Here is an 18996-nt window from a genome sequence, read left to right on the forward strand (position 1 = left end):
GGTTGCCGATGAAGTCGAACTGCATCGACAGCTCCTCCGCCTCCTCCCGCCCGGAGCCCCGCGCATGAGGGTCACCGACACGAGCGACCTGTGGTGGCGCACCGCCGTCTTCTACAACCTCGACGTGAAGACGTTCATGGACTGGGACGACGACGGCGTCGGCGACCTCGAGGGCCTCGTCCACCGGATCGACTACCTGGCCGAGCTCGGCGTCAGCTGCCTCTGGCTCGCGCCGTTCTACCGGTCCCCCGGCCGCGACAACGGCTACGACATCAGCGACTTCTACGGAGTGGACGAGCGCTTCGGGCACCACGGCGACGTCGTCGAGGTGATCCGGACGGCCCACGACCGCGGGATGCGCGTGATCGTCGACCTCGTCGTCAACCACACCTCGGACCAGCACCCCTGGTTCCAGGCCGCCCGCTCCTCCCCCGACAGCCCGTACCGCGACTACTACGTCTGGCGCGACGAGCCGCCCGCCGATCAGCCCGCGAACGTGTTCCCGGACGCGGAGGACGGCGTCTGGTTCCGTGACGAGGAGGCGGGCCAGTACTACCTGCACCACTTCTACCGGCACCAGCCCGACCTCAACACCGAGAACCCGGCCGTGCGCGACGAGATCGCGAAGCTCATCGGGTTCTGGCTGCAGCTGGGCGTCGACGGCTTCCGGGTCGACGCGGTGCCGTACCTGATCGAGCCCGGCGCCCGCGACGAGCACGAGTGGCTGCGCCTGCTGCGCCGCTTCGTCTCGCGGCGCTCCGGCGAGGCGATGCTGCTGGGCGAGGTCAACGTGACCCGCGAGGAGCAGCTCGGCTTCTTCGGCGGCGAGGACGCGGACGAGCTGTCGATGCAGTTCGACTTCATCGGCAACCAGCGCCTCTACCTCGCGCTGGCCCGGGAGGAGGCGGCGCCTCTCGTCGAGGCGCTCGCGAGCCGCCCCGAGATCTCCGTCGGCAGCCAGTGGGCGAACTTCGCGCGCAACCACGACGAGCTCACCCTCGACCAGCTGAGCGACGACGAGCGCGACGAGGTCTTCGCGGCGTTCGCTCCGGAGCAGTCGCAGCGGATCCACGGGCGCGGCATCGTCCGCCGCCTCCCGCCGATGGTCGACGGCGACCCGCGCCGCGTCCGCCTGGTCCACAGCCTGGTCTTCTCGCTGCCCGGGACCCCGGTGCTCTACTACGGCGAGGAGATCGGGATGGGCGAGAACGCCGACATCCCGGGCCGCAGCGCCGTGCGGACCCCGATGCAGTGGAGCAGCGCCGCCAATGGCGGGTTCTCGCGTGCCGACGCCTCCGACCTGATCGCCGCCCCTCCCGGCGGCGGCTTCGGACCCGAGCACGTGAACGCGGCCGCGCAGCTCCAGGATCCGAACTCGATCCTGGCCCACGTGAAGGGCCTCGCCTGGCTGTACCGGCGGTCGCCGGAGATCGGCTGGGGCGAGTACACGCACCTCCCCTGCGACGAGCCGAGCGTGCTCGCGCACCGGATGTCCGCGTCGACCGGCACGACCGTCGCGGTGCACAACCTGGCGTCGAACCCGCGCACGGCGCACCTGACGCTCCCCGACACCCCCGCCGGGGCGCGGCTGGTCGACTCCCTCGGCGGCGAGTCGCTCCCGCTCGGCGAGGACGGCGCCGTGTCGGTACCCCTCGACGGCTACGGCGCGCGCTGGTTCCGCGTGGTCACGGAGGAGTCGCGCCGGCTGGTCTGAGCGGAGGGGCGGGGCTCTTCTCGACAGTCCAGGAGTCGTCGCAGTCGACCTCGAGTGCGACAACTACTGGACTCTCGAGGGAGGCGGGGCAGGAACGGAGGACGAAAGCGGCACCCCACGAAACGTTACGAACCCCAGTTCACCGCATCGTTGACGTCACCACCCTCCCCCGCCTACCGTGAAGCGCAACGTTTCGCCCGCCGCCGCACCAGGAGGATCCGCATGGCCCCCACTCCGCCGAGCCACCGCGTCCTCGCGAGCGGCAGCCGCATCCCCGCGATCGGCGCCGGCACGTTCGGCTCCGACCGCTACGACGCCGAGACCGTCGGCCTCGCGGTCGAGCACTCCCTCCGCGCCGGCTTCCGCCTCCTCGACTGCGCCACCGTCTACGGCAACGAGCCGCGCGTCGGCCGGGCGATCGCCGACTCCGGAGTCGACCGCGACGAGCTCTTCGTCATGTCGAAGATCTGGAACGACGCGCACGAGCCCGCGGCGGCCGTCGCCTCCGTCGAGCGCTCGCTCGCCGATCTCGGCCTCGACGTGCTCGACGCCGTCTTCGTGCACTGGCCCTTCCCCAACCACCACCCGCCGCACGCCGAGACCGACGCACGCGATCCGCACGCCCGCCCGTACGTCCACGAGGCGTTCCTCGAGACCTGGCGCGCGCTCGAGAGCCTGGTCGACCGGGGCCTCGTCCGGCACCTCGGCACCTCCAACGTCACCATCCCCAAGCTCGAGCGGATCCTCGCCGACGTCCGCATCGCCCCGCAGCTGAACGAGATGGAGCTGCACCCCTGCTTCCAGCAGCCGGAGCTGTTCCGCTTCTGCCTCGACCACCGCATCCAGCCGATCGGCTACTCGCCGCTGGGCTCGCCGTCGCGGCCCGAGCGCGACCGGGTGGAGGGCGACATCGTCGACATCGAGCACCCCGCGGTGCGGGCGATCGCCGACGAGCGGGGCGTGCATCCGGCCGTCGTGTGCCTCGCCTGGGCGGTGAACCGCGGCCAGATCCCGATCCCGTTCGCGGTGAAGCCGGAGCAGATCGAGGCGAACCTGGCCGCCGCCTCCCTGGTGCTCACGGCCGAGGAGCAGGAGGCGCTGCGCGGCGCCGAGCGCAACAACCGGCTGATCAAGGGCCAGGTCTTCCTCTGGCCCGGCAGCACCGGCTGGCTCGACCTGTGGGACGCCGACGGCACGATCCCGGGCTGGAGCGGCTACGGCTCGCCCCGCGCCACCCTGTGACGTGGCCACCTACAAGGACCTGCAGCGGCTGACCGGCCTCTCGCTCTCGACCATCTCGAAGCACTACAACGGGCTCCCCGTGCGCCCCGAGAACCGGGCGGCGATCGAGGCGGCGGCCGCCGAGGTCGGCTTCCGGGTCAACGGCTTCGCTCGAGGCCTGCGCTCGCGGCGCTCCCGCACGGTCGGGGTGCTGCTGCCCGCCCTCGACAACGAGTTCCACCTCTCGATCATCGCGGGCCTCGAGCGGGCCCTGCGCGAGGAGGGCATCGGCGTGCTGGTCGGCGTGAGCCGCCCCGAGCCGGGAGCCGCGGTCGACCTGCTGCTCGAGAAGATGGTCGACGGGATCGTGGCGGTGCCGTCCGCGGGCGACGTCGACGCGCTGCGCCGCGCCTCCGAGCAGGGCACCCCCGTGGTGGCCGTCGACTGGATCGACGACGCGCTGGTCACCGATCGCGTCGCGCTCGACAACGCGGGCGCCGGCGCCTCCGCCGCCCGCCACCTCCTCGACCACGGCCACCGCTCGATCGCGGTGCTCGGTGGGGAGGACGGAGTGTCCTCCACCCGGGAGCGGACCGCCGGCTTCCTCGCCGCAATGGCCGAGCGCGGCGTCCACCCCGCCGCCGACGCCGTGGTGCGCGGCCCGCTGACGGTCGAGAGCGGGGTCGCCGCCGTCGAGCGGATCCTCGCCCTGAGCCCCCGGCCGACCGCCCTGTTCGCGAGCAACCGCGAGCTGACGGTCGGCGCCCTGATCGCCCTCGGCGACTCCGGACTGCGCGTGCCGACGGACCTCTCCGTCGTCGGCTTCGACAACGTCGAGCTGGCCCGCGTGGTCCGCCCGCACCTGACCACGATCGCCCAGCCGACGGAGGCGATCGCCGCCGAGGCCGCCGCCCTCGTCCGCCTCCGCCTCGACTCCGGGGCGGAGCAGCCCGGCCCCCAGGAGCGGAGGCTCCCCGGCCGCCTGCTCGCCGGCTCGTCCGTCGCCCACCTCCACGACCTCTAGGAGCTCCTCTTGCTGACCACGACCCTCCTCCACCCCGAGATCCTGCACGCGCTCGCCCGCGCGGGCCACGGCTCCCGCGTCCTCATCGCCGACGGCAACTACCCCGTCGGCACCACGCTCGGACCGAACTCCGCCCTGGTGCACCTGAACCTCCGGCCCGACATGCTGACCGTCGACGAGATCCTCGACGCCCTGCTCTCGGCGATCGTCGTCGAGGAGGCGACGGTCATGACCCCCGCGCCCGGCATCGACGTCCCCGCGCAGGACGCCTTCCGCCGGTCCCTCGACGGCGTCCCCTTCACCTCGCTCGAGCGGCACGCCTTCTACGCCGAGGCGCGCACCCCCGACGTCGCGCTCACCATCGCCTCGGGCGACCGCCGCATCTACGCGAACCTCATCCTCACGATCGGCGTGCGCCCGGCCGACGCGTCCTGAGCGGGCGGGCGGGCGGGGCGTCGTCCCGCCCGACCCCGCTCCCTGAGAGTCCACGAGGCGTTCTCACGGCCGGCATCCCTACTCTGGTCGGCGTGGATCTCGACACCCTCCTCAACATCGGCCTCGTCGTGCTGTTCGTCCTCCTCGGAGGCGTCTTCGCGGGCACCGAGATGGCCATCGTCAGCCTCCGCGAGAGCCAGGTCCGCGCGATCGAGGCCGGCAGCGAGCGCGGCCGGCGCATCGCCGAGCTCGTCCGCAACCCCAACACGTTCCTCTCCGCGGTCCAGATCGGCGTCACGCTCGCCGGCTTCTTCTCCTCGGCGTACGGCGCCTCGACCATCGCGCCCGACCTCGTGCCGCCGCTGCAGTCGCTCGGCCTCTCGGCCTCCGCCGCCTCGACCGTCGCCCTGATCCTGATGACCCTCGTCATCGCGTACCTCTCCCTGGTGCTGGGCGAGCTGGTCCCCAAGCGCCTGGCGATGCAGAAGTCCGTCGCGTTCACCAAGGCCCTCGCACCCCCGCTCAACGCCCTCGCGCGCCTGATGCGCCCCGTGATCTGGCTGCTGTCCGTCTCGACCGACGCCGTCGTCCGCCTCCTCGGCGCCGACCCGCGCGAGAAGGGCGAGAGCGTCTCGGCCGACGAGGTGCGCGACATGATCTCCAGCAACACCGAGATCCACGAGGACAGCCGCCGGCTGCTCACCGACATCTTCCGCGCGGACGACCGCCGCGTCGCCGAGGTGATGCGCCCGCGGCCGGACGTCGACTTCCTCCGCGGCGCGCTCAGCGTGGCCGAGGGCTACGCGGCGGTCCTCGACCAGCCGCACTCGCGCTACCCGGTGGTCGGCGACGACTTCGACGACGTGCTCGGCTTCGTCCACGTGCGCGACCTGATGTCCGCGTTCCCGGAGGCGGGTCGCGCCGGCACCGCGAGCAGCGTCGCCGACATCACCCGCCCGATCCTCGCGGTCCCCGGCACGACGAAGGTGCTCGCGGCCCTGCGCACCATGCGCCAGGACGGCCACCAGATCGCCGTCGTCATCGACGAGTACGGGGGAACCGACGGCATCATCACGCTGGAGGACCTGCTCGAGGAGCTCGTCGGCGAGATCTACGACGAGTACGACGGCGCCCGCCAGGCGGTCGACGCGAAGGCGGCCGAGCAGCTGCACGACGTCGACGGCGGGATGATCCTCGAGGACCTGGCGGAGCAGCTGGGCATCGAGCTGCCCGAGGGTCCGTACGAGACGGTCGGCGGATTCGTCCTCGACCGGATCGGCCGTGTGGCCGTCGTGGGCGACTCCGTGCTCGTCGGCGACCACCTGCTCCGCGTGGCCGAGACGGACCGCTACCGCATCTCGCGGCTGACCCTCGTGCCGCAGCCCGCGTCGGAGCCGAGCCCGCCGACGACGCCCGCCGTCTGACGGGCGACCGGCCGCCCCTAGGGCAGAGGGCCCTCCACCCAGCGCGTGGCGGCGCGGCCGCGGGCTCCGGGCTGCGCGATCCACAGTCCGCCGGCGTGCGGATGACGCGCCCGCTCGTCCGCCGAGAGGTCGCGTGATGCGGAGGTGACGACCGCGATGTCCAGGTCCTCGCCCGCGAAGGCGATGCTGGAGGAGTGCGGGGCGTCGATCCTGATGCCCTCGCCCTCGACCGGGCTGCCGTCGGCCTCGAACACGCGGACGCCGCTCCCGCCCCAGACCGCGACCCACACGCGGCCGTCGGCGTCCACGGTCAGTCCGTCGGCGAACACGCCCTCCTCGAGCTCGACGAACGGCTCGCGCGGGCCGTGCTCGGCGTCCGCGTAGGAGCGGCGGTGGATCACGCCCGACTCGGTGTCGGCCGAGTACAGCACAGAGCCGTCCGGCGAGAAGCCGAGTCCGTTCGAGAGCCGCAGGTCGTCGTCGAGCACGGTGACGGATCCGTCGTGCTCGATGCGCAGCAGGACGTCGTCGCCCGCCGACTCGCCGAGGGTCAGCGAGCCGACCAGGAGGCGCCCCTGCGGGTCGATCATGCCGTCGTTGAAGCGGTGCCCCTCCGGTAGCAGCTCGGAGCCGCGCGTGAGGGAGCCGTCGACCTCCAGGATCGCGAGCCGCCGGGTCAGCGCGACGAGCGTCCGCCCGTCGCCCAGGGGCAGCGCGGCGCCGACCTGCTCGCCGACGTCGGTGCGCGAGATCGCTCCGATCCCCTCCGCGGTGACGGGGGCGGACAGGACCGCGCCGGCCTCGATGTCGACCCAGGTGAGGCGGGCGGTGTCCGGATCCCAGACGGGCCCCTCGCTGAGGACGTAGGTGGGGGTGCCCGCGGGCGTCGCGTCGATCATGCCTCCACGCTAGGCCGAGGAGGCGGGCGGTGTCAGGCCCCGCGGGACGGATCCGGGCTCGCGTCCACCGCGCCTCGCTCCGGATCCGTACCGATGAGCTCCGCGCCGCGCTCCGCCCCCGGGTGGGCACCGGTCCCCGGAATACACCCGCTCGGCGGTCCGTGACAAGGGGTGAATAGCCCGGCGATATGGAGCCGCCCGCGGGTCTAGTGTCGTCTCGCCGCGCTCGGGACAGCGTTCCTCCGCAACGACGCCGGGGCGACAGGAAGGCGCTCGCCATGTCGACATCCACCAGTCCGCGCGGCCCGGTCCGGAGCCTCGTGCCCGCCCGCATCGACAGGCTCCCCTGGACCCGCTTCCACTGGTCGATCGTCGTCGGCCTCGGCTTCTCGTGGGTGCTGGACGGACTCGAGATCCAGATCGTCGCCTCCGCCGGCTTCGCGAAGGAGTTCGGGCTCTCGGCCTTCGAGGTCGGCCTGCTCGGCACGATCTACCTGTGCGGACAGATCGCGGGCGCCCTGATCTTCGGGCGGCTGAGCGACAAGCTCGGGCGGCGCAAGCTGTTCATCCTGACGCTCGTCATCTACCTGGTCGCCAGCGGCCTGGCGGGACTCGCGCCGAACTACGTCTTCCTCGCCGTGTTCCGCTTCTTCGCGGGCATGGGGATCGGCGGCGAGTACGCGGCGATCAACTCCGCGATCGACGAGCTCATCCCCTCCAAGTACCGCGGCCGCGTCGACATCGCGATCAACGGCACGTACTGGGGCGGCGCGGCTCTGGGTTCCGCGGCCAACCTGTTCTTCCTGAACGACGCGCTCTTCGCCGAGAACGTCGGCTGGCGCCTCGGCTTCTTCCTCGGCCCGATCCTCGGACTGGCGATCATCTACCTCCGCCGCCACATCCCCGAGAGCCCGCGCTGGCTGATGACGCACGGCCGCGAGGAGGAGGCGGAGCGCACCGTCGACGAGATCGAGCGCCGAGTGGAGGCGGAGGGCGGCGTGCTCGAGCCGGTCGACGACGCGAAGGCGATCACCGTGAAGGCGACGGAGAGCATCCCGTTCCGCACCATCGCCCGGGTGCTGCTGCGGCAGTACCCCAAGCGGACGCTGGTGGGCGCGACGATGATGATCACCCAGTCGTTCCTCTACAACGCGATCTTCTTCACCTACGCGCTGGTGCTCGAGAACTTCTACGGAGTCGAGCAGAGTGCGATCTCGTACTTCTTCTTCCCGTTCGCGATCGGCAACCTCGTCGGGCCGCTGGTGCTCGGCCACCTGTTCGACGTGTGGGGCCGGCGGAAGATGATCTTCCTCACCTACGGCGTCTCGGGAGCGGTCCTGGCCGTCTCGGCGGTCCTCTTCAGCATGGACGTCCTGACCGCGACGACGCAGACGATCCTCTGGTGCGTGTCGTTCTTCTTCGCCTCCGCGGGAGCCTCGAGCGCCTACCTCACCGTGAGTGAGATCTTCCCGCTCGAGCTGCGCAGCCAGGCGATCTCGTACTTCTTCACCCTCGGCCAGATCGCCGGAGCGGTCGCCCCCGCCCTCTACGGCGCCCTGATCGGCGACGGCAGCGACCGCGGACCGCTGACGATCGGCTACTTCGTCGGCGCCGCCGTGATGATCCTCGGCGGCGTGATCGCCCTGATCTTCGGCGTGGACGCCGAGCGCCGCAGCCTCGAGAGCATCACCGAGCCCCTGTCGACCGTGAAGTCCTGAGGGCGGATCGCCGCCTGCCGTCCGAGCGCCGCCCGGGAGCGGCGTCTCGGAGCCGGCGTCTCGGAACCGGCGCTCCGGAGCCGGAGTGGGCCGGCGTCAGTGGGCCGGGCGGTAGCCGGTCCGGTCGTCGGGGGTGATCTGGCGGAGGACGCGGGCGGGGACGCCGGCGGCGATGGTGAGCGGAGGGACGTCGCGGGTGACGACGCTGCCCGAGCCGATCACGGCCCCGTCGCCGATGGTGACGCCCTGGTTGATCGTGACGCCGCCGCCTATCCAGACGCCGTCGCCGACGACGACCGGCTTCGCGGAGCAGGCGCCGGCCGCGCGCTCGGCCGGGTCGAGGGCGTGGTTCGACGTGTAGATCGAGACGCGCGGGCCGAACAGCACGTCGTCGCCGATCGTGATGGGGGCGCCGTCGAGCAGGATGCAGTCGAAGTTCGCGTAGAAGCGGTCGCCGATCGTGATGTTGAAGCCGAACTCGCAGCGGAACGTCGGCTCGAGGTGCGCGTCCGCGCCCACGGAGGCGACGAGTTCGCGGAGCAGAGCCTCCCGCTCGACCGATGGTCGCCCGAAGCTCGCGTTGTACGCGTTCGAGGCGAGGACAGCCCGCTCTCGCGCGGCGACCAGCTCGGGGGTCATGTCGTCGTACACGGCGCCGGTCAGGATGTGCGCGCGCTGGTCCTCGAGGGTCATCGTCGTCCGTTCGTCGGTGTCGGCGCCCCGACGGGCGCCCGCGCCCACGCTACGGGGCCGCCGCGCGCCGGGACGCCACCTCCTCCGCCGACGCACCGCTCCTGCCGCGGCGTGTCGCCGATGGAGCGGCGTCTCGGCGGCATCCCGCAGCAGGAGCGGTACCTCGGCGCCGCCACGCCCCCGCCGCGCAGCAGGCGTCAGCCCACGTGCACGCCCGGCCGGCGGTCGCGGCGGGACTCCGCGCGGCGGAGGACCTCGCGGGTGACGGGGGCGACCTCGCCGGTGCCGGTGATGAGGAAGCGGAACATGTTCGAGATGGGGCCGCCCTCGGTCCACTCGAAGTAGACGTCCGGGATCACGCCGGTGAGGTCGCGGATCTCGAGCAGCACCGTGGCGATGGTGTTCGGGATGTTGCCGCTGGTCACCGTCAGCACGCGGAAGCCGTGGCAGACGCGGCCCTGCACGACCAGGTCCTCCTCGAAGTCGGAGGAGTCGGTGGTGTGCACCTCGAGGAAGAGCACCGGGCCGCGCATCGGCAGGTTGCTGTCGCGCTGCTCCTCCGCCAGCTTGTCCCGGTACTCCGCCTCGGAGCCGTCGTCGGGCTCGTTCGCGAGGATGCGGATCACGCCGTAGTCGTCGGCGTCCGTGGTGAGGAAGTCGATCGCGGCGGCGTCGAACACCACGGAGGTGGCGCGCAGCTGGAACGAGCGGTGCACCCGCGAGACGAGCGAGACCGCGAGGATGCCGACGATGAAGACCGCCGCGATCCGCACGCCGTCGGGCCTCTCGACCACGTTCACGACCGTCGTGTAGACGAAGACCAGCGCGATGACCGCGAAGCCCACGGCGCGCTTGCGCTGCTTCCTGCGCTTCGCCGAGAGGAACACGGCGACGGACGCGGAAGTGATCAGCACCAGCACGCCGGTCGCGTAGGCGCCGCCCTGCGCGTCGACGTCGGCGCGGAAGAGGATCGTGATGACGAAGGCGACGACGGTGAAGACCAGCACGAGCGGACGGACGGCGCCGGCCCACTGGGGAGCCATGCCGTAGCGGGGCAGGTAGCGCGGGACGATGTTGAGCAGGCCGGCCAGCGCGGAGGCGCCCGCGAACCAGAGGATGCAGATCGTCGCGATGTCGTAGACCGTGCCGAAGCCCTCGCCGAGGTACTCGTGCGCGAGGTAGGCCAGCGCGCGGCCGTTGGCCTCGCCGCCCGGCTGGAACTGCGCCTGCGGGATGAGCAGCGTGGTGACGAAGCTCGAGGTGATGAGGAACGCCGACATCGTGACGGCGGCGGTGATGAGCAGCCGCTTCGCCCCGCGGATGCGGCCGACCGGGGCGTCCTCGGTGTCGCCCGCGTCGCCGCGGATCTGCGGCATGACCGCGACCCCGGTCTCGAAGCCGGAGAGCCCGAGCGCGAGCTTGGGGAACACGATGAGCGCGATGCCGACCATGATCAGCGGATTCCCGTGCTGGGTCGTGAGCGCCGACCACCAGTCGCCGATGACGACGGGGTTCTCGGCCACGTGCCCGATCGCCACGGCGATCACGATCGCGTTGAGCAGGAGGAACACGGCCACGAGCACGACCGCGATCGAGATGGCCTCGCGGAACCCGCGCAGGAACACGATCCCCAGCAGGGCGATCAGCCCCAGCGTGAGCGGCACCTCCGCCCCGTGGAACCAGGCGGGGGCGAACGGGTTCTCGACCGCGTGCGCCGTCGCGTCGGCCGCCGAGAGGGTGATCGTGATCATGAAGTCGGTGGCCGCGAACCCCAGCAGCACGAGCACGAAGAGCTTGCCGCCCCACCAGGGCAGCAGGCGCTCGAGCATCGCGATCGACCCCTCGCCGCGGAAGCTCTCGCGGGCCACGCGGCGGTAGACGGGGAGCGCGCCGAGGAGGGTCAGCACCACCAGGACGATCGTCGCGAGCGGCGAGACCAGGCCGGCGGCGAGCGCCGCGATCGCCGGCTGGTAGCCGAGGGTGGAGAAGTAGTCGACACCTGTGAGGCACATGACGCGCCACCAGGAGTGCGTCTTGCCGGTGGCCGCGTGGGGGCCGGGGTGGGCTCCGGAGTCGTCGCGGAGGCCCTCGAGGAGCCACGCCTTCACCCCGCCCGCGCGCGCGGAGGAGAGAGGGGAGGGTTCGAGGGCGTCGGGGTCGCCACGGACGACGGAAGAGGTCACTGGATGTTTCTACTCGCCGTGAGGAGCGCGCCCGCCCGGAATGAGCGGATCCTCACGCTTTCCTCACGGGTAATCGGCTGGGGAGGGACGTCGACGCGCGATCCCGCGTCGTGAGGGGGTCGTGAGCGTCGCGCGAGCGGACCGTGCGGACCGGCCCGGTACGCGTCCGCGTTCCGTCAGGATCCCCTCGCACCCGCCGTCGCGGGCCGACGATGGCGCTCGTGCACCTGCTCCTCCGCCTCCTCGACGCCGGCCCCCGCTGGGGCCGCCACACCGTCGGTGCGAGCCGGTACGGCGTCGTCCGGAGCGAGCTCGTCGTCTTCGCGCCCGGCACCTCCGCCGAGGAGCGGAGGCGCCTCCGCCTGCACGCGGCCGGTCCGCAGCTGGTCGTGGCCGTGACGGCCGCCGGCGCCGTCGGGACGCTCGCGCTCGACCGGCTGCCGCTCCTCCTGCTGGCCGCGCTCGCCCTGCCGACCGCGTCGCTCCTGCTCCTCTCGGCCCGCTCGACCCGCCGCCTCCGCCGCGCCTGCGCCCGCCGGCTCGTGATCGCGGACGTCGACTCCCCCGCCGTCGCCGAGCAGGCGGCGATCGCGGCCGTGCTGCGGCGGGCCGACCGGCTGCTCGACGCCGGCGTCCTCACTCCGCTCGAGCACGAGGAGGTGTGGGCCTGCGCCCACGACCGGGTCGCGGGCCGCGTGGCTGACCGCCGCTCCCAGCCCCGAGCGGGAGGATCGGGGACGTCCGCCACCGATGGGAGCCCCTCATGACCACACCGCGCCGCGCACTGATCCTCGTCGACGTGCAGCAGGAGTACTTCAGCGGTCCGCTCGAGATCCAGTACCCGCCGCACGCGCAGTCGCTGCCGAGGATCGCCGCCGCCCTCGACTCCGCCGCCGCGGCGGGCCTCCCGATCGCCGTCGTCCAGCACAGCGCGGGCGAGGGAGCGCCGATCTTCGACCCGTCGGGTCCGTCCTTCGCGCTGCACCCGGAGATCGAGAAGCGCCGCTCGGATTCGTGGAAGAACGTCACGAAGCAGTTCGGCACGGTCTTCGCGGGGACCGACCTGCTCGACTGGCTCCGCGAGCACGACGTCGACACGATCACCCTCGTCGGCTACATGACCAACAACTGCATCCTCGCCTCGGCCGCCGAGGCCGAGACGCACGGGCTCCGCGCCGAGGTCCTCTCGGACGCGACGGGCGCGATCGCGATCTCGAACGACGCCGGCTCCATCGACGCGCACTCCCTGCACACCACGCTGATGGCGCTGCTCAACTCGAACTTCGCCGCCGTCGCCCCGACCACCGTCTGGATCTCGGCGCTCAAGGGCGAGTACACCCTCCCCATGAGCAGCCTGCCCGAGTCGGCGACGGCGGGCGCCGCTCGCTGACGGGCACTCCTCCGGACGGATCGGCCGGCTCTACTCTCGGTGCATGGCCCTTCTGCACCGTGCGACGATCACCCCCGGGAAGCTCGAGATCGTGGAGGCATGGGCGCCGACGCAGCCCTGGTGCGAGGGCGGCGGATTCACGCAGCTCGGCGCCTACCGGTTCGACGACCCCGATGGCGAGGTGGGAGTGGAGACGCTGATCGTCCAGTCGACCGGGCAGCCGCCGCTCCAAGTGCCGCTGACCTACCGCGGCTCGCCTCTCGCCGGCGGTGACGCGCATCTCCTCGCGACCGTCGAGCACACCGTCCTCGGTCGTCGCTGGGTCTACGACGGTGCCGGCGACCCCGTCGCGATCGCCGCCTTCGCCACGGCGATCCGCACCGGCGCCCGGGAGGTCGAGCAGCATTTCGAGGAGGACGGGCAGCGCATCGTCCGCCCGCCGACCGCGACGGTGCAGGGCAGCGGATCAGGCGCCGGAGCGTCCGGGCCGCCGTCGACGGTGCTCGTCCGCAGCGACGCACGGACCACCACGACCTCGGCCGACGGTCTGACTCTCGTCCTCGCGCGGGTCCTCGCGCCGCCGTTCCTCGAGGGCGAGGAGCGGCTGACCGGCAGGTGGAGCGAGGCGCTCCCCGTCACCCTCGCCGTCCTGGCCTGAACCGGCTCCGGTGGTCCGCCGCCCTCCGTCGCCCGGGTCGTGGGCGACGGACGGCGGCGCGCTCCGGGAGGACCTGCTCAGTGGCCGCGCAGTGCCGCGACGGTCCGAGTGGGACTAGTCGTTCAGGTGCGCGATGGCGTAGTCGGCCTCGTCGCTCGTGAACTGCTCCCCGTACTCGCTGGTCAGCTGGTCGCGGATGGCCTCCGGCGCCATCGCCATCTGGGCCTGGTAGTCCTTGGCCTTCGCCAGCGCGTTGGCGTTCCAGTCGGCGGAGACGGTGTCCACCGCGTACTGCGCGGCCTCGGGCGAGAACTGCTCCCCGTACTCGGAGGTGAGCTGGCCGTACAGGCCCGCCTTGCTCATGTGGAGCATCTCGGAGTAGCTCTGCGCCTTGATGAGCGCCGAGGCGAACTCGGGCGAGACCTGCGCAGCCGCTGCCGTCTCGACAGGGGCGGGGGCGGGCGCGGCCGTCTCGACCGGGGCTGCTGTCTCGACGGGTGCGGGCTCCGCCGTCTCGACGACCGCCGCCTCCTCCGTGGCCGGCGCGACGGGAGCGGTGGTGGGCTGGGACGACTCGACGATCACGGCCGCCGGGCGGTCGCTCGAGGCCGAGTTCGTGGCGGCTCCGCCCGCGTGGCCGGGTCGGGTTCGTGGCCGTTCTGCTGCCGGTACTCCTTTTCGAGCTGCTTCGTGGTCTCTCGGATCACGGCGGAACGGGAGGAGAACGCGGACATCAGCTCGGTGTCGATACCGGCGATCTCCATCACCGGACGCCGCCCGTCCGCCACCACTCGGGCTTCGACGGCGACCCCGAGGCGGTCGCGGGGAGCGGCCATGACCTGCTGGTTGTAGAACTCGGACGCAGCGACCGGCTGCTTGTGCAGCAGCGCCCCGTCGGTCGCCCGCCAGTTCCCGTCGATGCCCTGCACCTTATTCGACACGACCAGGTGATCGTGCAGCTGAGGATCCCCGGTCCGCGAGTCGTAGTGCCGGAACCTGGACGCGATCAGCCCCCCACGCACATCCTCCTGCGCGACTCCATCCCGGCCCGTGCGCGTCGCGATCGCCGTCTCCTCCAGGTACCCGACGGCCGCGGCGATCGCATCCTGATGCGCCTGCTCGACCTGCCGGCGGGTCTCGTCATCACCTAGCGCCCACAACACCGACACGGACTTCACGGGCGAGAACACCAGGTCATAGCCCGCGACGGCCTGCTGCTGCGGGCGCTGCGCGGCGGTGATGAACCGGCCCAGCTCCTCCTTGTCGACCGGGTCGCGACCCTTCGCATCGCGGAACGCGATCGCGCCCTCCTGCACCCGGATCCGGCGCCGCTCGTCCGCGTCCGGCTCCCGATGGTGTATGCGCGTGAACGCCTCGTACCCGTCACGGATCTGCGCCCCGAGGCCCTCGTCCTTCACGTCGTACCGGTAGTACGACGCCCCGAGCTTCACCGACCGCTCTGACTCGCCGGCGTCCAACAGCGCGTGCGCGTTCGGGTGCAGACCCTCGCCGTAGAGGGCCTTCGTCTGCGCCTCCGTGACCTCCCCGCGAACCTCCCGCGCCGCGTCAGCGGCGAACACCGGGCGGCTCTCTGCGTCCAAGCCGACGGTCTCGCCGAGGCCGGCGAGGCCCGCGCCCATCCACGCGCCCGCCGGATTGCCGTCCGCGGTGCAGTAATCGCCGAGCTTTCGCTCGCCGCCACGGCGCACGTCAGCGGTCGCCACCTCACGCGTGTAGTAGGTGTAGCCGTCCCCCGCGGACTGTTTGTGAAGAGTCATCACCTTTTGAAAGTACCCGGAAGGTCAAAGATGCAAGAGGTGTGACGACCCAGAGACCGAAGAATGAGGGAACGACCTGACGAGGAACGAGAAAGACGGGTCAGGCCGGAACCCACCGGGTTCCGCGCGGAGTCGACGCCAGAAGCCGAACGAAGTGAGCGCGGCGTCGACGGTGCGGCCAGGAACGAGCACGCGACGGTGGGCGGTGGGAGCACAGCGGACGCCGTCCACGGGTGTATGCGAGTGAGGCCGCACCGCGAGAGCAGCACCCGCAGGGTGCGACCGAGCAAGAGGCGCCTTCGGAGGCAGCTCCGCCGCGGCGCGCGTGCGCGCTGCTACCGTCGGAGACGCTGGCCGATCGCGCGGGCCGAAGTTGTGGGCGTTAGGTCCGGGGCGCCGCGGCTCCTCGTCACTCCTTTGGGAAGGTGAACAGCGCTCCGAAGGAGAACTGGTGGAGAAGGTCCGTCGCGATGGACCTCGCGGAAACGAGCCTCTCTGAAGTCGGGACGCCTGCTTCGATCGTGGTGAGGATCGGGATCGGTTCCAGGACTTCGCGAGAGCCCTCGAGGAGTCCATGGTCTCCGTGTCGGTCCGGTCCGTGCGCTCGAAGACCCGGAGGAAACTTCTGGGCCGCCAGCATATCGACGCGCGCGACGTATCGACCGGAGCGTCCTTGCTGCTTCGATCGCGCTTCAACCAGGCCTACGAGATCGCGGGCGAAGCCTTCGACTACCTCGACCTGCACGTAAGCGCGGCCGTCGTTGACGGGATTCGACTGGAACGCATCGACGCAGAGCGCGATCGTGCCGTCGTCGTGAAGCTCGACTCGAATGCTCTCGCCGACGGAGGCCACGTCGTTCGTTCGGCGATCCTCGAAGATCCGCCGTCTGAGACCCAGCCTCTGCGTGCTCCCGGTGTAGCTGGCCCATTGCAGGGGCGATCCGAATGTTTCTGCGCCGACGAGTTCGGTCGACCGGTCTTCTGCCTCGCTGAGGACGTCGAGGAACTCGCGGCTCGTGAGGGGGGTGGAGTCGATTCCCGGGCCGACTTCAGGGCGGGCGACTCCCACCAGCCAGGTCTTCTTCGTCCGGTCGAGGCCGTGCATCGCCTGCGCGACACCCTCCTCCAGCTGCGCGCTGAGGGACGCGGCGGTCTGGAATCGCTTGGAGTACGCGTGAGCGAGTTCCGGCTCAGCGAGCCATCGGGTCTCGGTTCCGTACCGGACAGGGGCCCTCAGCGTGTTGTCACTCGAGCTGACGAAGTGCGGCGCGTTGGTGCTCGCGGGAATCGTGATCGCGATCTGCCCGACGGCCGCATTGTCAGCGGACGGGATCGGGGTGACATCCAGCGGGGCGACGACCGGCTTCAGGTGGGCACCGGCCCACTGGCGCAGCCGTTGCAGCTCGGGCTCCGAGATGTCGATGTCGTTGATGGCCTTCGCGGTACCTCTGCCACGTTCCTCTTCAACGCCCATGACGATGATGCCTCCGGACGCGTTGGCCATCGCGGCGATGTCCTTCGCGAATTCACGGGCGGCGTTGTCGCCGCCGGCGGCGGCGGGGGCACTCTTCTTCCAGTCCAGATTGTCCGACTCGGCCAGGTTCACCTCGATCGCTTCGTCGATCAGGTCGCGAGTGAGAGGGGAAGGCTCGCGGCCGAGAGCTCGGTGGAGCGTTGTCATCACTGGTTGCACGCGGCCAGGCTCTCACGCGCGCGACGTTCACGGGCAGTCCCGGCCGAGCTGTTGGAGTGCTCCTACCGTGCTGGGCAGGTCAGGGTTTCCACGCGCACGTCTGGGTGTGAGCGTTAGGTGTTTGGTGTGGAAGGAACCGGCCTGATGGGTGCTGGACGAACGAAGACCGCTGCGCAGATCGACGCGCGGAAGAGGGCGCGGGACCGCGCAGCCGTGTACCGGGAGCGCGAGGAGAAGCTCGAGAACCTCGCGACCGACTACTTCGCGGCCACCGATCGTGAGGACGCGATCCTCACGGAGCTCGAAGAGGAGATCCGGAAGCTGCCCGCGGCATCGGAGGAGCAGGCGACGGCCGCTCGCCTCGACGAGGCGAGGGCGATCGCGGGGATGGGCGCATACGTCTCCCCGGCCGAGACCGCGGAACGATTAGGGATCACCTCGGCGAATGTACGCGCGGCGATACGAGCCCTCACCGAAGCGACAGCCACGGCCCCAAGCCCCACGGAGGACGCCAATGACGACGCCTCCGACGCTCACGAGCGTGAGCACGACTCGGCTGGCGAGATGGAGGTCACGGCGTGAAGGGCATCTGGGGAATGCGGGCGCTCCTCCTCCGAGCAGTAGCCCTGCTGTTTGTGGTCTATCCCGTCGGGAGCGCGTTCGGGACCGTCGGCGCGGCGGTGTGGGCGAACAGCCGCGACGCGTTCGGCGGGGTCGCTGTTGACTCCGAACTGGTCATTGGCGCGGGATTAGCAGCCGGATGGTCGACCGTGGGTCTCGTGCTCGCGCTCGGCGCCGCTCAAGTCGCGCTGCGGTGGATCAAGACGGCTCTGACGATTCCTACCACCCCGATGTATTCGGGAGATGGAACAGCCGCATCCGGTGCGGTGCTTCCGGCACGCGACCGGGCTTAGAAGAGCACAGGAAGGTCCTCGTCGATGCCGACGAGGACCTTCCGCAAGCTCGAGCACGAGGGCCCGTAGCGCCCGCGCTCGCGCAGCGCGCTCGAGTCGGCCGGCGCCGGTGGGCTGCGAGCGTCGTCGAGGGGCCTCCGTAGCGGCCATGCTGGGTGCAGTCGATCTTATTTGCGCGCCCATCACCCTCGCGCAGATGCTATATCGCCTCGTCCGCGTGCACGCACAGCGGCACGACGCACCAGGACTCATCACGTCCCGCTCGAAGGCGCGGCCGGCAATCTTCTCGAATGCGTACCGCTGAGGCCGGAGGACCTGCTGCTCGCCGTCGACGGTGCGCGTCCACAAGCGGCGGTAGCCGTCGTCGCCGGTCGCTCCCGTCCAGATCCAGCAGTCGTCAGGTTCGGGGCCCTTCACGACGCGCGTCCGCTGACGAAAGCCCAGGGCTGTCGCGATCGGCCCCCTCGCGGAACATGCTGGGCCCATTCGGGTACCACCACGCGACGCTCCGGCCTAACCCCCTCGAGCTCATGTATCGCACGCTACACCGCCAAGCAGAACACCGCTATAGAGCCTCACGCTCGACCGTCACTATCTACTAATCTTCGAGCGCGGCACCCGCATCGCGTAACCGATTGATTCCGTCGACTTGAGAGCGGAATCTCGCCCCTGCAGGATTTGCAACCAGAACGACACCTTCGTACCAATCGCAGGCTAGCAACTCCTCAATTTGAACGACAAACGTCGTATTTGAAAGGTCGATCTTTCTCCATCGCCCCGCCTCAGCTTGCGCCCTTGTCATCACAGCCTGATGAGTTGGATTTCGCCTAATGCGTCGGGGCGCATACCCACGAAGGGCTATGTCCCCAATTGCTTCCGAAATATCTAACGACCAACTCGAGTCATCTGGCTCGACCCTTAGCGCCTGAGCAAACTTCTGCGCGAGGGGGGAAGCGGTCGGCGCAGAGACACCCTTTTGGATAACGAGCGGTGAGAACTTCCCCTTCAAAATTACTTGATCAAATTCGCACCCATTTATAAATCCCGAAAAAATGTCTGCGCGCAAATTTTCGACAGTGACGTTTTGTAGTACCGCCCCTGACAAACTACTACTCTTGCCCACCACGTTCTTAAGACGTAGGTTCCGCAGTAAGGGCCTTCGCGCAATATCCTCCGTCAGCTCTGTTGAGCACCCGGAAAGCCGCAAACCGTCGACACTGACGTTTTCGGTCACGGATCCGGCCTCCGCCAC

The 18996-nt window shown here is 70.6% G+C and carries 18 protein-coding genes; 11 read left to right on the forward strand and 7 right to left on the reverse strand.

Features of this window, described 5'->3' with window-relative positions; translation table 11 throughout:
* Positions 1-64: 64 nt before the first annotated feature.
* The 5 genes from C5C74_RS12140 to C5C74_RS12160 all read left to right on the forward strand — a co-directional run bounded on the left by C5C74_RS12140 (position 65) and on the right by C5C74_RS12160 (position 5818).
* Positions 65-1714, forward strand: coding sequence for an alpha-amylase family protein (locus tag C5C74_RS12140; RefSeq protein WP_104227329.1), 1650 nt, complete (start codon positions 65-67; stop codon positions 1712-1714).
* Positions 1715-1936: 222 nt separating this feature from the next.
* A complete protein-coding gene (locus C5C74_RS12145) occupies positions 1937-2956 on the forward strand; it encodes an aldo/keto reductase (protein WP_104227328.1) in 1020 nt (339 codons plus the stop codon).
* Position 2957: 1 nt separating this feature from the next.
* Positions 2958-3959, forward strand: a complete 1002-nt coding sequence (locus C5C74_RS12150) for a LacI family DNA-binding transcriptional regulator (RefSeq protein WP_104227327.1) — start codon at positions 2958-2960, stop codon at positions 3957-3959.
* Positions 3960-3968: 9 nt separating this feature from the next.
* A complete protein-coding gene (locus tag C5C74_RS12155; protein ID WP_104225080.1) occupies positions 3969-4394 on the forward strand; it encodes an RbsD/FucU family protein in 426 nt (141 codons plus the stop codon).
* A 92-nt stretch (positions 4395-4486) separates the two neighbouring features.
* Complete coding sequence (locus tag C5C74_RS12160) at positions 4487-5818, forward strand: hemolysin family protein (RefSeq protein WP_104227326.1); 1332 nt, start codon at positions 4487-4489, stop codon at positions 5816-5818.
* Positions 5819-5835: 17 nt separating this feature from the next.
* On the opposite strand, the gene C5C74_RS12165 is transcribed toward C5C74_RS12160, so the two are convergent.
* Positions 5836-6717, reverse strand: a complete 882-nt coding sequence (locus C5C74_RS12165; RefSeq protein WP_104351616.1) for an SMP-30/gluconolactonase/LRE family protein — start codon at positions 6715-6717, stop codon at positions 5836-5838.
* A 278-nt stretch (positions 6718-6995) separates the two neighbouring features.
* Here C5C74_RS12165 and C5C74_RS12170 point away from each other — a divergent pair, with 278 nt between their 5' ends.
* Positions 6996-8435 carry an MFS transporter gene (locus tag C5C74_RS12170; RefSeq protein ID WP_104225083.1) on the forward strand — a complete coding sequence of 480 codons (1440 nt, stop codon included), beginning with the start codon at positions 6996-6998 and terminating at the stop codon, positions 8433-8435.
* Between the two features lie 96 nt (positions 8436-8531).
* On the opposite strand, the gene C5C74_RS12175 is transcribed toward C5C74_RS12170, so the two are convergent.
* Positions 8532-9128 (reverse strand): sugar O-acetyltransferase, encoded by a 597-nt coding sequence (locus C5C74_RS12175; protein ID WP_104227332.1) that lies wholly within the window; start codon positions 9126-9128, stop codon positions 8532-8534.
* A gap of 197 nt (positions 9129-9325) precedes the next feature.
* Positions 9326-11311, reverse strand: a complete 1986-nt coding sequence (locus tag C5C74_RS12180) for an amino acid permease (RefSeq protein ID WP_374953523.1) — start codon at positions 11309-11311, stop codon at positions 9326-9328.
* Positions 11312-11532: 221 nt separating this feature from the next.
* Here C5C74_RS12180 and C5C74_RS12185 point away from each other — a divergent pair, with 221 nt between their 5' ends.
* The 3 genes from C5C74_RS12185 to C5C74_RS12195 are packed head-to-tail and all read left to right on the forward strand — an operon-like array spanning position 11533 to position 13359.
* Positions 11533-12078, forward strand: coding sequence for a DUF6611 family protein (locus C5C74_RS12185; RefSeq protein WP_146083069.1), 546 nt, complete (start codon positions 11533-11535; stop codon positions 12076-12078).
* Positions 12075-12701, forward strand: coding sequence for an isochorismatase family protein (locus tag C5C74_RS12190; RefSeq protein WP_104227322.1), 627 nt, complete (start codon positions 12075-12077; stop codon positions 12699-12701). The genes C5C74_RS12185 and C5C74_RS12190 overlap by 4 nt, the downstream gene beginning before the upstream one ends.
* 43 nt (positions 12702-12744) lie before the next feature.
* Positions 12745-13359 carry a hypothetical protein gene (locus C5C74_RS12195; RefSeq protein WP_104227321.1) on the forward strand — a complete coding sequence of 205 codons (615 nt, stop codon included), beginning with the start codon at positions 12745-12747 and terminating at the stop codon, positions 13357-13359.
* A 114-nt stretch (positions 13360-13473) separates the two neighbouring features.
* Here C5C74_RS12195 and C5C74_RS12200 read toward each other — a convergent pair whose 3' ends face one another.
* From C5C74_RS12200 to C5C74_RS12210, 3 genes are all read right to left on the reverse strand, one after another.
* Positions 13474-13944, reverse strand: a complete 471-nt coding sequence (locus C5C74_RS12200) for an Ltp family lipoprotein (RefSeq protein WP_104351617.1) — start codon at positions 13942-13944, stop codon at positions 13474-13476.
* Positions 13941-15137 (reverse strand): MobF family relaxase, encoded by a 1197-nt coding sequence (gene mobF, locus C5C74_RS12205; RefSeq protein WP_104351618.1) that lies wholly within the window; start codon positions 15135-15137, stop codon positions 13941-13943. The genes C5C74_RS12200 and mobF overlap by 4 nt, the downstream gene beginning before the upstream one ends.
* 409 nt (positions 15138-15546) lie before the next feature.
* A complete protein-coding gene (locus C5C74_RS12210; protein WP_146079016.1) occupies positions 15547-16818 on the reverse strand; it encodes a helix-turn-helix domain-containing protein in 1272 nt (423 codons plus the stop codon).
* Positions 16819-16974: 156 nt separating this feature from the next.
* Here C5C74_RS12210 and C5C74_RS12215 point away from each other — a divergent pair, with 156 nt between their 5' ends.
* Entirely contained in the window at positions 16975-17412 is a 438-nt protein-coding gene (locus C5C74_RS12215; protein ID WP_104227317.1) for a hypothetical protein, read from the forward strand.
* Complete coding sequence (locus C5C74_RS12220) at positions 17409-17744, forward strand: hypothetical protein (protein WP_104227316.1); 336 nt, start codon at positions 17409-17411, stop codon at positions 17742-17744. Before C5C74_RS12215 ends, C5C74_RS12220 begins: the two co-directional genes overlap by 4 nt.
* 598 nt (positions 17745-18342) lie before the next feature.
* On the opposite strand, the gene C5C74_RS17120 is transcribed toward C5C74_RS12220, so the two are convergent.
* Positions 18343-18978, reverse strand: coding sequence for a hypothetical protein (locus C5C74_RS17120; protein WP_146079015.1), 636 nt, complete (start codon positions 18976-18978; stop codon positions 18343-18345).
* Positions 18979-18996 lie beyond the last annotated feature (18 nt).

The organism is Rathayibacter sp. AY1E8 (assembly GCF_002931415.1).
GTDB lineage: Bacteria > Actinomycetota > Actinomycetes > Actinomycetales > Microbacteriaceae > Rathayibacter.